Here is a 12,672-nt window from a genome sequence, read left to right on the forward strand (position 1 = left end):
CACCAAGGTGGGGCCCGCCGTCGTTGTTTCAGGTACTACTAGTGTGCGTGATCTCCGCGGCTGTATTCAAAAACCCAGCCAACCAGGGCTACGAGAGCCAGGCCAGCGGCGACGAACGTAATCCAGAATCCAACTGCGAGACCAAGGAAGCCACCAGCACAAGCCAAGCCAAGGACCAGCGGCCACCAGCTCCAAGGGCTGAAGTGTCCCTGCTCACCGGCGCCTTCGTGGATCTCGGCGTCAGGGCGGTCTTCCGGACGCATGCCGACGCGCTTGCCGGTGAAACCGAGGTAAGCGCCGATCATGCCGGCCAGGCCACCAACTAGGAGGATACCCAGGGTGCCAACCCACTCAGACCAGTGGGTCAGGAAACCGTAGGCCAGCGCAACCGGGACGAAGAAGAAGCTCCCGGCACCAAAAATCCATGATTCGATCTTCACTTGGCGTCCTTCTGATCAGCATTGCCGAGCAGTGTTGCTGCCGGCTCAGGCGTCTGTGCTGTGTGGTGCTGTGCGAGCTCCGGGTGGTGCAGATCCAGGGCCGGACGCTCGGAACGGATACGGGGAAGCGAAGTGAAGTTATGCCGCGGCGGCGGGCAAGACGTAGCCCACTCAAGCGAGGCGCCGAAGCCCCAGGGATCGTCAACTTCAACCTTCTTGTTGCTGCGCCACGTGATGTAGACGTTCCAGAAGAAGGGCAGGAGCGACGCTCCAAGGACGAAGGAGGAAATCGTGGAGAACTGGTTCATCCAGGTGAAGTTGTCCTGCGGCATGTAGTCCGCGTAACGGCGGGGCATGCCCTCGACGCCGAGCCAGTGCTGGATGAGGAAGGTGCCGTGGAAACCCAGGAACAGGAGCCAGAAGTGGATCTTGCCCAGGCGTTCGTTGAGCATCTTGCCGGTCCACTTGGGCCACCAGAAGTAGAAGCCCGCAAACATGGCGAACACCACCGTACCGAAGACCACGTAGTGGAAGTGCGCCACCACGAAGTACGAGTCCGAAACGTGGAAGTCGAGCGGCGGAGACGCCAGGATGATGCCGGTCAGACCACCGAAGAGGAAGGTGACCAGGAAGCCGATGCTCCAGAGCATGGGCGTTTCAAAGGTAATCGAGCCTTGCCACAGCGTTCCGATCCAGTTGAAGAACTTCACGCCGGTGGGTACCGCGATCAGCATCGTCATGAAGGAGAAGAACGGAAGCAGCACGGATCCTGTGACATACATGTGGTGAGCCCACACGGTCACCGACAAGGCCGCAATGGCGATCGTCGCGTAGACCAGACCCTTGTAGCCGAAGATCGGCTTGCGGCTGAATACCGGGAAGATCTCGGAAACAATGCCGAAGAACGGCAAGGCAATGATGTACACCTCGGGGTGGCCGAAGAACCAGAACAGGTGCTGCCAGAGGACAGCTCCGCCGTTCTCCGGATCGAAGATGTGGGCGCCGAAACGGCGGTCGGCACCAAGTGCGAAGAGCGCAGCGGCGAGCGGCGGGAAGGCCATGAGGACCAAGATGGCAGTGACCAGCGTGTTCCAAGTGAAGATCGGCATGCGCCACATCGTCATGCCCGGAGCGCGCATGCAGATGATCGTGGTGATGAAGTTGACAGCACCCAGGATGGTTCCGAAGCCGGACAGTGCGAGGCCGAAGACCCAGAGATCGCCGCCGACCCCCGGAGTAAATGTCGTGTTCGACAACGGCGCATAGGCGAACCAGCCGAATGATGCCGCACCCTGCGGGGTGATGAAGCCAGACACGGCGATGGTGGAGCCGAAGAGGAAGAACCAGAAGGCCAGCGCGTTCAGTCGGGGGAAGGCAACGTCAGGGGCGCCGATCTGGAGCGGCATGATGACGTTGGCGAAGCCGGCGAACAACGGGGTCGCAAACATCAGGAGCATGACGGTGCCGTGCATCGTGAAGAGCTGGTTGTACTGTTCCTTGGTCTGCAGGATCTGCATGCCGGGCTCGAACAGCTCTGCACGGATGAGCAGCGCCATGACGCCGCCCAGGCAGAAGAACACAAAGGACGCGATCAGGTACATGTACCCGATGGTCTTGTGGTCCGTGGAGGTGATCCAGTTGACGACGATGCGTCCCTTGGATTTCGGTACTACCGGAGACTCAAGGACTCCGGCGGATTGAGTGTAAGTAGCCACGTCGCTTCCCTTAATTCTTCTCGTTCAGGTTCGGGTTGCGGTCGTACTTCGAATCGAGAAGACCGGTGTTGCCGCTCTGGCGAAGCTGATCCATGTGAGCCTGGAACTCAGCCTCGGAAACGACCTTCACGCGGAACAGCATCTCTGAGTGGTATTCACCGCAAAGTTCGGCGCACTTGCCGTCATAGGTTCCCTCTTTGGTCGGGGTCAACCTGATGTAGTTGGTCTTGCCGGGAATCATGTCGCGCTTCTGCAGGAAGGCGGGGACCCAGAAAGAGTGAATGACGTCGCGGGAGTTCAGCTCCAGGTCAACCGACTTGTTGACCGGAAGGTACAACGTGGGGAGCTTGTCCTTGTCCACATCGTTGCCTGTGAGGTGCGCCTGGACGCCTGCTTCGTGAAGGTCCTCACTGACGACCGAGCCTTTGACATAGTTGAAGTCCCAGGCCCACTGCTTGCCACGGACGTCAACGACGACGTCGGCCGGCTGGGAGCGGTCATCAATTGCACGCTGGTCCTGGTCGGTGAAGTAGAAGAACACCAAGACCATGAACAGCGGAATGGTCAAATAAAAGACCTCCAGAGGGAGGTTGTAGCTAAGCTGTTTGGGGAAACCCGTGGTCCCCTTGCGGCGGCGGTAGGCGATGATGCACCAGACCAGCAGGCCCCAAGTAATGATGCCGACGGCCAGGGCGGCGATCCATGAGTTGACCCAGAGGTCCATGATCCGATCGGTGTGGTTGGTGGTGCCACGTTCAGTGGGCAACCAGCCCTTCTCTACCTCTGGTGAACATCCGGTCAAAACCAACGCGCCGGCTAGTGCCAAGCCAGTGATCGAGGTGATCTTTATGCGTCGGCTGCCGGTTCGGTTCTGCGAACTCACAGACGGCCCTTCCTCTTGTTGCTGCAGCCCGGCAGACCAAAGGCCCACCGGGCACACTAAAGTTTTACTACCCGATGTAGAGCTTACCGCTACCGAGCGGTTTTCGCCGACATGCTGGCCCAGTGCGTCGGGGCGGATTGAAACCCGTTCCTGAACTGGGCCAACAGTCTGCGAATGCCCGGGTTAGTGGAACGAATCGCCGCAGGCACAGGACCCGCCGGCGTTGGGGTTGTCGATGGTAAAGCCCTGCTTCGAGATAGTGTCCTCGAAGTCGATGCTGGCACCGCTCAGGTATGGCACGCTCATCTTGTCGACAACTACTTCAACGCCGTCGTAGTCGCGGACGGCATCGCCGTCGAGCAGGCGCTCGTCGAAGTAGAGCTGGTAGATCAGGCCCGAGCAGCCGCCCGGCTGAACAGCGACGCGGAGCCGCAGGTCTGTGCGACCTTCTTGCTCAAGAAGGCTCCGGACCTTGCCGGCGGCGACATCGGTCAACTTGACCTCGTGCTCGGGAAGCTCGCCGCCCGCGAGCTGCGCTCCGGTGCTGTTTTCGTTGGTTGCAGTGCTCATTGGCCTACCTTCTTATGAAGCTCTTGGCGGCTGCGCCTTCGCGCTGCCTGCCCTTACCCAAATACGTGCGGGTTATAGCTACATGCTACGTCGAGCCGGCGCATAGCTATAACTTCTAACGTAACCGGCCGGACCCTTACCTTGTTCCCGACCGTGGATCTTGTTCCCTGGTCGTCCGTAGGGACACCTGAGGGATGTGGCGCGTCAGAGGCCTTCCGTGTTCAGGCGGGCCAGCATCAGTGCCTCGGCCAGGACTGCGTTGCGGAAGTCACCTATGTGAAGTGATTCGTTGGCGCTGTGGGCCCGGGAATCCGGGTCCTCGACCCCCGTCACCAGGATCTGGACATCGGGGTAGGTTTCCGTCAGGTCCGCGATGAACGGTATGGAACCACCGATCCCCATCTCAACGGCGGGCACCCCCCAGGATTCACCCAGCGCCCACATCGCGATCCGCGCAGCAGCCGAGCCAGTGTCGGTAGAGAAGGCGTTGCCCCGCTCCCCCGGCACGAACGTCACTTTCGCTCCAAACGGCGCGTGGGCCGCAAGGTGCCTTCCCATTGCGTCCATGGCGGCGTCCGGATCTTGTCCGGGCGCCAAGCGCAGGCTGAACTTCGCGCGCGCGGAGGGGAGGAGCGTATTGGACGCGACGTCGACGGCGGGTGCATCGATACCGATGATGGACAAGGCAGGCTTAGTCCATAGGCGTGATGCGATGCTCCCGCTGCCGGCAAGCCGCACTCCATCAAGCACAGAGGCATCCGCACGGTATTGTTCCTCGTCAACGTCCTCTACGACGTCGTCCTTGGCAACCAAGCCCTCGATGGCCACGTTGCCGTCGTCGTCGTGCAAGGTCGCGATCAGGCGGGACAAGAGAGTCGGCGCATCCAATACTGGACCACCGAACATGCCGGAGTGCACGGCGTGGTCGAGGACCCGCACCTCGAAGGTGCCGTCCACCAAGCCACGGAGACTGGTTGTCAGGGCTGGGACGCCGACCTTCCAATTGCTGGAGTCAGCCACGACGATGACGTTCGCTTCGAGGAGATCGCGATGTGTTTCGAGGAAAGTGCGGAAGGTTGGCGAGCCCGCTTCTTCCTCGCCCTCGAAGAACAGGGTGACGCCGAGACCGAAATCATCTCCCAACACCTGGGTTACGGCGGCGTACGCTCCCAAGTGGGCCATGATTCCCGCTTTGTCGTCGGCTGCGCCACGGCCATAAAGGCGGCCGTCACGTTCCTGGGCCACGAACGGCTCGGTGTCCCAAAGGCTTACGTCGCCCGGCGGCTGCACATCGTGGTGTGCGTACAACAGGATCGTCGCTTTGCCCGGAGCGGCAACGCGCCGCGCCACAATCGCAGGTCCGCCCGGGGTGCCGTCGGTCTTGTCGCAGCGCAGAATCTGGACGTCGGCGAAACCTGACTCGCGGACCAGTGCCGCAACGGCCTCCGCGCTCCTGTCAAGCTCCGCCGGGTCAAAACTAGGCCAGGCAATCCCCGGAATGGCAACGAGCGCTTTCAGACGCGCCATGGTCTCGTCAAAAGAAGACTCGACGGCGGTCCTCAGCGCGTCGACATTGATCGTGCCGGAGCCGCCGGAAAGGGCCTGCGGGATCTCCGCATTCATTGAAGTCATGCCGAAAACACTACCGGTGGGAGTGATGCTGGGGAACAGGTATGGACGGTGTGGCGGGTTCATTCACGCGGCCGCACGTGACGTCGACTTCGGGAGGGGTCCTGCGGGGTATTCTGTAGGGGTGTTTGGACGTAAAAAGGATGAGCCGAGCGCTCAAGACTCAGTAGACCAGCTTGCCGCCGATGCCGCCGCGAAAGGTGCAGGTGCTGGTAAAGGCGCACCCACACCCAAGCGCAAGGAACAGGAAGCGGCACGGAAGCGCCCCCTGGTGCCAACAGACCGTAAGGCCTCCAAGGAGGCCGAGCGCATCGCCGTGCAGGACCAGCGCCAAAAAATGCGCCAGGCACTGGACACCGGTGATGAAAAATACCTGCCGCTGCGCGACAAGGGACCCCAAAAGCGTTTCGCCCGCGACTACGTCGATGCCCGTTTCAGCCTGGGTGAGTACTTGATGTTCGGTGCCCTGCTGTTCGTGGTCATCTCCTTCATCATTCCTTCAGGAAGCGACGCCCTCAGCTATATCCTGATCGGATTCTGGGTGATGTTCCTGGCGGTCTTCGCGGACGTGTTCATCCTGTCCCGCAAGCTGCGCAAGGGCCTGACGCAGAAGTTCGGCGACGTCGAGCGAGGCACCGTCTGGTACGGCAGCATGCGATCGCTGCAGTTCCGCCGCCTGCGCCTTCCAAAGCCGCAGGTCCAGCGTGGCCAGTACCCCTCCTAGGGCCGCAAACCACCAAGGACAGTCCGACTAAGCAGAAAGACCCTGGAACAGCTGTTCCAGGGTCTTTCTGCTCTTCCGCACTCGGTCATCCACGTGCCTGGCTAGCGGCGCTCCTTGGCAAGCCCCTTGTTGATACCGGCCGCCCAGAACGGACCTTCGTAGAGGAACGCGGTGTAGCCCTGCACGAGGGTGGCCCCTGCGTCGAGCCTTTCCTGGACGTCGGCCGCCGACTGCACCCCGCCGACGGCGACGAGCACCAGACCCTCTCCTACCGCGGCCTTCAGCCGACGCAGCACTTCGAGCGAGCGCTCCTTGAGGGGCGCGCCGGAGAGCCCACCGGCGCCGCAGGCCTCCACCTTGCCCGGCTCGGACACCAGGCCTTCCCGGCCGATGGTGGTGTTGGTGGCGATGATGCCATCGAGTTTAAGGTCCATCGCGAGGCGGGCGACGTCGTCAATGTCGTCGTCGCTGAGGTCCGGGGCGATCTTGACCAACAGCGGTACATGGCGGCCAGCAGATTCGTCGGCGGCATCTCCGACGGCGCGAAGCAGTGGGCGGAGGGTCTCGACATTCTGGAGCAGGCGCAGGCCGGGAGTGTTCGGCGAGCTGACGTTGACCACAAGATAGTCGGCCGCGGGCGCCAGGCTGCGGGCGCTGACCAGATAGTCCTCAACCGCGTCGTCAAGCTCAACAATCTTGGTTTTCCCGATGTTGACACCAATCACAGGGCGAACTCCGGAATGCGTACGTTGCAGGGCCGCCCGCGCAGCCTTGAGCCGCGGGGCGACGGCGGCCGCGCCGTCGTTGTTGAAGCCCATGCGGTTGATCACGGCCTTGTCCTCGACGAGGCGGAAAAGCCGCGGCTTCTCATTGCCCGGCTGGGCCTGGCCCGTGATGGTGCCTACTTCCACGTGCCCGAACCCCAATTCGGCGAGGGCTTCGATTCCGTGGCCTTCCTTGTCGAAACCGGCGGCGAGGCCGAACGGCGAGGGGAAGGTCAAGCCGAAGGCTTCCGTGCGCAGCGAGGGGTGTGGTGCCGTCATTTTGGCCAGAACGCGCCCCGCTCCCGAGCGGTGTGCAAAACGGATCGCCTGGAAGCCGATCTTGTGGGCTTTTTCGGCATCCATCCAGGAGAAGGCCAGCTTGAAGAATGTGGGGTAAACGCGCATGTTCCTAGTTTTCCGGTTTACGGGTCGCGCACCAAACCCGAGCGGATACCGGGCGGTAGCATGTACGAATGCCAAGCAATCCAGGTGATGGAGTTCACTCCAAGGCGATTATTGAGGCCGAGGTCGTCGTTATTGGCGCGGGACTGTCAGGACTGGTGGCGGCGGCCCAGGCCTACGCCCAGGGCAAGCGGGTTGCCGTGCTGGACCAAGAGCCCGAGGCCTCCGTGGGTGGCCAGGCGCATTGGTCTTTCGGTGGGCTGTTCCTGGTCAACTCTCCTGAACAGCGAAGGCTGGGCGTCAGGGACAGCCCCGAACTCGCCTTGAGTGACTGGTTGGCGTCCGCAGCCTTTGACCGGCCGGAGGACTCCTGGGCCCGGCTTTGGGCGGAAGCCTACGTGGATTTTGCCGCCGGTGAGAAGCGCCGGTGGCTGAAGTCCCTCGGCGTGCGGTTCTTTCCGCTGGTGCAGTGGGCCGAACGGGGCGGCTACGGCCCCCAAGGCCATGGCAACACGGTCCCGCGGTTCCACGTCACCTGGGGCACCGGCCCCGGCCTCGTGCAACCGTTCCTGGCAAAGGTCAACGAAGGCGTGGCGCACGGAAGGATATCCCTCCACTTCCGGCATCGCGCCACCGAACTAACGACGACGGCGGGCCGCGTCACCGGGGCCCGCGGCGAAATTCTTGAGGCGTCCGACGCCGGACGCGGTGAAGCGTCGTCGCGCACCGTCGTCGGGGGCTTTGAGGCGACTGCCGGAGCGGTCATCGTCACCACCGGCGGAATTGGTGGAAATCATGCAATGGTGAGGAAGCAATGGCCCGACGGTGACGCGCCGGAGCACATGCTGAGCGGCGTGCCCGCATCCGCCGATGGCGAGTTCCTTGCTGCCGCCGCTGCCGCTGGCGGAGGGCTCATCAACGGTGACCGCATGTGGCACTACCCAGAAGGCATCCACAACCACTCCCCCGTGTGGCCCTTGCACGGCATCCGCATCCTGCCCGGTCCATCCTCACTGTGGATTGACGCTAAAGGACGGCAACTGCCCGCTCCGCTCTTTCCGGGCTTCGATTCCTTGGGCGCCCTCAGGCATATCCTGGCGAGCGGATACGGACATTCGTGGTTCGTTTGCAATCGGACCATCGCGCTGAAGGAATTCGCCTTGTCAGGTTCAGAGCAGAACCCGGATCTCACAGGCAAGGACATACGGCTCCTTGTTTCCAGGCTCAAGCCTGGCAGTGATTCCCCGTTGCGGATCTTCCTGGACCGTGGCATGGATTTCCTGGAGGCCGCAACGGCCGTGGAACTCGCGGCGAAAATGAATGCGCTGACGGGTTCAGCGCTGATAGATCCCGTGCAGCTCGATGCACTCATCCGCGATCGGGACCTGCAAGTGGCGAGCGGGCTGGGCAAGGATCCGCAGCTGGCCGCTATCCGGGCGGCCCGGCGTTTCGCCACCGACAAGATCATGCGTGTGGTCCCTCCGCGCCGGCTCACCGACCCGAAGCACGGACCACTCCTTGCTGTCCGGCTCTCGGTGTTGACACGGAAGAGCCTTGGAGGACTTCAGACGGACCTTCGTTCACGAGTCCTTGACGATTCCGGAGTTCCCGTCCCGGGCCTGTATGCGGCGGGCGAGGCTGCTGGCTTCGGCGGCGGCGGAATCCACGGCTACCGGGCATTGGAAGGGACGTTCCTTGGCGGGTGCCTGTTCTCCGGGCGTGCAGCCGGGCACGATGCCGCGGCGAGTGTCTAAGCTGTTCCCATGGAGTGGCAGACCGATATCCTCGGTGCGGACTTCGAAAGTTGCGCATTCGAGGCGGCTGGACCTGATGGAGTTGTCCGGCGCGCGACGCTCGTCCGTCATGTCCCGCGCCAGGGCGCCGGCAGCCCGGGTGGTTCTCCCCCGCCGGCCAATCGTTCGGTGCTCTTCCTGCACGGCTGGAGCGACTACTTTTTCAATGTCGCCCTGGCAGAGTTTTGGACGGAACAAGGCTTCCATTTCTACGCGCTGGACATGCACAACCATGGCCGCAGCCTGCAAGCGGACAGGCCCGGCGGTTACGTTGAGCACCTGAACGACTACGACGCCGAGATCGGCAAGGCCATCGACATGATCCGTTCCGCGGAGCAGCGTGGTCAGGAACCCGGCTCCTTGACCCTCATGGGGCATTCCACCGGGGGCCTTGTGGCGGCTTTGTGGGTCAGCAGCCATCCCGGCTCCGTCCAATACCTCATCCTCAATAGCCCGTGGCTTGAAATGCACGGAAGTTCCGTGGTCCGCCGCGCCGCGCAGACCATGGTGAAGCCGCTCGCGCGGTTCCGGCCCAAGACAATCCTTCGTCTGCCTGAACGCGGCTTCTATTTCCGCAGCATCAGCAGCTCGGCCGAGGGTGAATGGCTCCTCGATCCAAAATTGCGCCCACCTTTGGCCTTCCCTATGCGGGCTGGCTGGCTCAGTGCGGTTCTCAGCGGACACACGAGGGTGGCCCGCGGGCTGAGAATAGACATTCCGATCCTGGTGCTGATCTCTGGAGCTAGCGCGAACGGCATGGTCTGGCAGGAGTCGATGAGGCGTTCGGACGCTGTCCTGGACGTCAACACCATGGCTGTCCGCGCAATGACTCTTGGCCGCACCGTCACGTTGGAACGGGTGGACGGCGGCCTGCACGATGTGTTCCTTTCAGCCGGCCCGGTGCGCGCCGATGCCTACGCCCGGCTTGCGCGCTGGATTCACGGATACATTTCCAGCGGGCCGGGCCCGGACTACTCGGCAAACCACAAATTTGGAGACCCGGGGGGAATGCCATGACCACGGAGCTGGGGTTGCCCGTATGGCAACAAGACTATTTGGGCCCCGGTTTCGAAGCCTTGGAATTGGAACTTCCACCAGACGAAGAAGGGCCTGTTTGCGCCACCCTTGTCCGGCACGTCCGTCCAGCGGCCGCCCAGTCGGTGCCCCACGGCCTTCTTGACGCCTTGACGGCCTTCACCAGACGCCGACGCCGGCGGGAAGTTCCCGCCACGGAGGGTCCGCCAAGGGTGGTGCTGTATATCCACGGCTGGGCCGACTACTTCATGCAGACCGAACTGGCAGATTTCCTGGGTGCCTCGGGATTTCATTTCTATGCCCTTGACCTGCGTAAGTTCGGGCGGAGCCTGCGGCCGGGCCAGACTCCGGGCTACACCACCGACCTGTCGGTCTATGACGAAGACCTCGACGCCGCATTGCATGCAATACACCAGGACGTTGCTGAGCGGACCGGTAATTCGGAGGTGCCCACCCTTCACTTAGTGGCGCACTCCCTCGGCGGCCTGATTGCGTCCCTGTGGGCTGATCGGAACCCCGGCCGCATTGCCACGCTGACGCTAAACTCCCCCTGGCTGGAACTTCAGGGCAGCAGCTTGATCCGCAGCATCGCGATGCACGTGGTGGAACCGTTTGCGCGTACCGACCCCAAGCGGCCTTTCCGTTTCCCGGAGATGCCGGCCTACTGGGAGAGCGTCAGCAATCTGGCCCACGGGGAATGGACCCTCGACCCCGAGTGGCGACCGCGGGCTTCTTTCCCAATACGGGCAGGGTGGACCAAAGCGGTCCTGGCGGGCCATGCCGCCGTCGAACGCAAACTCAGTATCGACGCTCCGGTGCTTGTGCTGCTTTCCGGGCGCACCCGGATCCAGGCCGAATGGAGCGCGGAACTCATGCGCGTCGACGCCGTGATCGATGTTGAGCAGACTGCCCGCCGGGCCCTGGGACTTGGAAGGCGGACAGCGGTGTTCCGCTATCCTGGCGCCCTCCATGACGTGTTCCTGTCACGGCGTACGGTCCGGCAACAGGCTTACAGGGACGTCGCTATCTGGCTGGCTTCCTATCCGGACTGACCCGGATTTGTCAGTGCACGTGATTTAGCGCATATGTGTTAACCCGAGTGCCGGGTCAACGAGGTGCGGCAGCGTCCACCGCGCCGCCGTAGCGGCGGTCCCGTTTGGCATAGATCTCGACGGCGTCCCACAAGGTCCTGCGGTCGACGTCGGGCCACAGCGTGTCCATGAAGACGAACTCCGCGTAGGCCGATTGCCACAAAAGGAAGTTGGAGAGCCGCTGCTCACCGGAACTGCGCAGGAACAGGTCGACGTCCGGGAGATCCGGTTCGTCCAGGTACTTCTGGATGGTCTTCTCGGTGACCGAGCCGGGTTTTAGGCGACCATCGGCAACATCCTGGGCAATCGCCGCGACGGCGTCGGCGATTTCGGCGCGGCCGCCGTAGTTAACACACATGGTTAACGTGCACGTGTCGTTGCCGCGAGTATATTCCTCCGCTTCCTCAAGCTCCTTGATCACGGAACCCCACAGCCTGGGCCGCCTTCCTGCCCAGCGAATCCGCACACCCCACTCGTCGAGTTGGTTGCGCTGCCGACGTAGCACGTCCTTGTTAAATCCCATGAGAAAACGTACTTCTTCAGGAGAGCGGCGCCAGTTTTCGGTGGAGAAGGCGTAGACACTCACGTACTTGATGCCGAGTTCGATCGCGCCAGCCATCACATCCAGCAGCGCCGGTTCTCCGGCCTTGTGGCCCTCGATGCGCGGCAGGCCCCGTTGGTTTGCCCAGCGGCCGTTGCCATCCATCACGATGGCCACGTGCTGGGGCACCAGTTCTGACGGTATGGCGGGCGGCCTGGCCCCCGAGGGATGGTGGTACGGGGCCTTCACTGGAGTCTTCCGCGCAGTTGATGTCTTCTTTTTTCCCAGTGCCACTGTCAGCTTCGCTCCACATGTTTGAGGGATTTCAATGCTCGTTCAAGATGCCATTGGAGGTAGCTCGCCACCAAACCGGCGGCCTCGCGGCGATGCAAGCTCTCGGACACGTCCGCGGTGGCCCAGTCCCCCGTCAGCAGTGCGCCCAACAGGACCACGGTCTCGGGTGCGGGCGCAGGCGAACCAGGAGGGCGGCAGTCATTGCAGACTATCCCGCCCAAGGGAGCCGAGAATGCAGTGTGCGGACCCGCCGCCCCGCAACGGGCACAGTCCGTGAAGCTCGGTGCCCAACCGCCGGTGGCCAAAGCGCGAAGGAGGTACGAGTCAAGAATGAGTTCCGGCGGGTGGTCGGAACGGCTGAGCGAGGCAAGAGCCCCCACCAGGAGGTTGTACTGCGAGGTTCCCGAATCGGCGTCGGCGTCTGTCAGCTTTTCTGCCGTTTCCGTCATGGCCGCTGCGACGGTGTACCGGGAGTAATCGGCAGCGATCGAGCTCCCGTAGGCTCCCTTCGCGACAGCCTGGGTGACAATGTCCAGGGTGCGGCCGGAGACAAGTTGGAGGTCAGCCACCATGAAGGGTTCCAGCCGTGCTCCGAACCGGCTAGTGGTCCTCCGGACTCCCTTTGCCACCGCGCGAACCTGGCCGTGGTGCTTCGTCAGCAGAGTGATGATGCGGTCGGCTTCGCCCAGCTTGTGGGTGCGCAGCACCACCGCGTCGTCCCGATAGGATCGCGCTGCGAACGAGGAAGGATTGGCCACAGTTAATCTTCGCACCACACCGGGCGTTCTCGA

The 12,672-nt window shown here is 62.7% G+C and carries 12 protein-coding genes; 4 read left to right on the top strand and 8 right to left on the bottom strand.

The genetic code is table 11. The features are described from left to right. Positions 1–38 precede the first annotated feature (38 nt). From AC1DLO_RS10560 to AC1DLO_RS10580, 5 genes are all read right to left on the bottom strand, one after another. Positions 39–440, bottom strand: a complete 402-nt coding sequence (locus AC1DLO_RS10560) for a cytochrome c oxidase subunit 4 (RefSeq protein WP_184735144.1) — start codon at positions 438–440, stop codon at positions 39–41. Then, positions 437–2,155 (bottom strand): aa3-type cytochrome oxidase subunit I, encoded by a 1,719-nt coding sequence (gene ctaD, locus AC1DLO_RS10565; protein WP_184735142.1) that lies wholly within the window; start codon positions 2,153–2,155, stop codon positions 437–439. Before ctaD ends, AC1DLO_RS10560 begins: the two co-directional genes overlap by 4 nt. Positions 2,156–2,165: 10 nt before the next feature. After that, positions 2,166–3,038, bottom strand: coding sequence for an aa3-type cytochrome oxidase subunit II (ctaC, locus tag AC1DLO_RS10570; protein ID WP_476889708.1), 873 nt, complete (start codon positions 3,036–3,038; stop codon positions 2,166–2,168). Between the two features lie 183 nt (positions 3,039–3,221). After that, positions 3,222–3,608, bottom strand: coding sequence for a HesB/IscA family protein (locus AC1DLO_RS10575; RefSeq protein WP_059390004.1), 387 nt, complete (start codon positions 3,606–3,608; stop codon positions 3,222–3,224). Positions 3,609–3,812: 204 nt separating this feature from the next. Next, the gene (locus AC1DLO_RS10580) at positions 3,813–5,240 is read right to left on the bottom strand and encodes a M20/M25/M40 family metallo-hydrolase (RefSeq protein WP_476889709.1); all 1,428 of its coding nucleotides are present in this window, start codon (positions 5,238–5,240) and stop codon (positions 3,813–3,815) included. Between the two features lie 121 nt (positions 5,241–5,361). On the opposite strand from AC1DLO_RS10580, the gene AC1DLO_RS10585 reads away from it, so the two are divergent. Continuing rightward, positions 5,362–5,961: a DUF3043 domain-containing protein gene (locus tag AC1DLO_RS10585; protein ID WP_395796624.1), complete on the top strand. Its 600-nt coding sequence runs from the start codon at positions 5,362–5,364 to the stop codon at positions 5,959–5,961. Positions 5,962–6,062: 101 nt separating this feature from the next. Here AC1DLO_RS10585 and AC1DLO_RS10590 read toward each other — a convergent pair whose 3' ends face one another. After that, positions 6,063–7,130 (bottom strand): quinone-dependent dihydroorotate dehydrogenase, encoded by a 1,068-nt coding sequence (locus tag AC1DLO_RS10590; RefSeq protein ID WP_476889710.1) that lies wholly within the window; start codon positions 7,128–7,130, stop codon positions 6,063–6,065. 68 nt (positions 7,131–7,198) lie between these two features. Here AC1DLO_RS10590 and AC1DLO_RS10595 point away from each other — a divergent pair, with 68 nt between their 5' ends. Genes AC1DLO_RS10595 through AC1DLO_RS10605 form a run of 3 tightly spaced genes read left to right on the top strand, consistent with a single transcriptional unit; the run spans position 7,199 to position 11,007 of the window. Then, entirely contained in the window at positions 7,199–8,881 is a 1,683-nt protein-coding gene (locus tag AC1DLO_RS10595) for an FAD-binding dehydrogenase (protein WP_476889711.1), read from the top strand. Between the two features lie 9 nt (positions 8,882–8,890). Then, entirely contained in the window at positions 8,891–9,937 is a 1,047-nt protein-coding gene (locus AC1DLO_RS10600; protein ID WP_476889712.1) for an alpha/beta hydrolase, read from the top strand. Further along, positions 9,934–11,007 (top strand): alpha/beta hydrolase, encoded by a 1,074-nt coding sequence (locus AC1DLO_RS10605; RefSeq protein ID WP_476889713.1) that lies wholly within the window; start codon positions 9,934–9,936, stop codon positions 11,005–11,007. Before AC1DLO_RS10600 ends, AC1DLO_RS10605 begins: the two co-directional genes overlap by 4 nt. A 55-nt stretch (positions 11,008–11,062) precedes the next feature. Here the strand turns inward: AC1DLO_RS10605 and AC1DLO_RS10610 are convergent, their stop codons facing one another. Then, positions 11,063–11,881: an isoprenyl transferase gene (locus AC1DLO_RS10610; protein ID WP_476889714.1), complete on the bottom strand. Its 819-nt coding sequence runs from the start codon at positions 11,879–11,881 to the stop codon at positions 11,063–11,065. Between the two features lie 2 nt (positions 11,882–11,883). Continuing rightward, positions 11,884–12,639, bottom strand: a complete 756-nt coding sequence (recO, locus tag AC1DLO_RS10615) for a DNA repair protein RecO (RefSeq protein ID WP_476889715.1) — start codon at positions 12,637–12,639, stop codon at positions 11,884–11,886. Positions 12,640–12,672: the final 33 nt, after the last annotated feature.

The sequence above is a fragment of the Arthrobacter sp. 01T419 genome (assembly GCF_056398865.1).

Coding starts and splice junctions, on each gene's coding strand:
- AC1DLO_RS10590 (WP_476889710.1), bottom strand. CDS start 7,130: ATGCGCGTTTACCCCACATTCTTCAAGCTGGCCTTCTCCTGGATGGAT.
- AC1DLO_RS10575 (WP_059390004.1), bottom strand. CDS start 3,608: ATGAGCACTGCAACCAACGAAAACAGCACCGGAGCGCAGCTCGCGGGC.
- AC1DLO_RS10605 (WP_476889713.1), top strand. CDS start 9,934: ATGACCACGGAGCTGGGGTTGCCCGTATGGCAACAAGACTATTTGGGC.
- AC1DLO_RS10580 (WP_476889709.1), bottom strand. CDS start 5,240: ATGACTTCAATGAATGCGGAGATCCCGCAGGCCCTTTCCGGCGGCTCC.
- AC1DLO_RS10595 (WP_476889711.1), top strand. CDS start 7,199: ATGCCAAGCAATCCAGGTGATGGAGTTCACTCCAAGGCGATTATTGAG.
- AC1DLO_RS10600 (WP_476889712.1), top strand. CDS start 8,891: ATGGAGTGGCAGACCGATATCCTCGGTGCGGACTTCGAAAGTTGCGCA.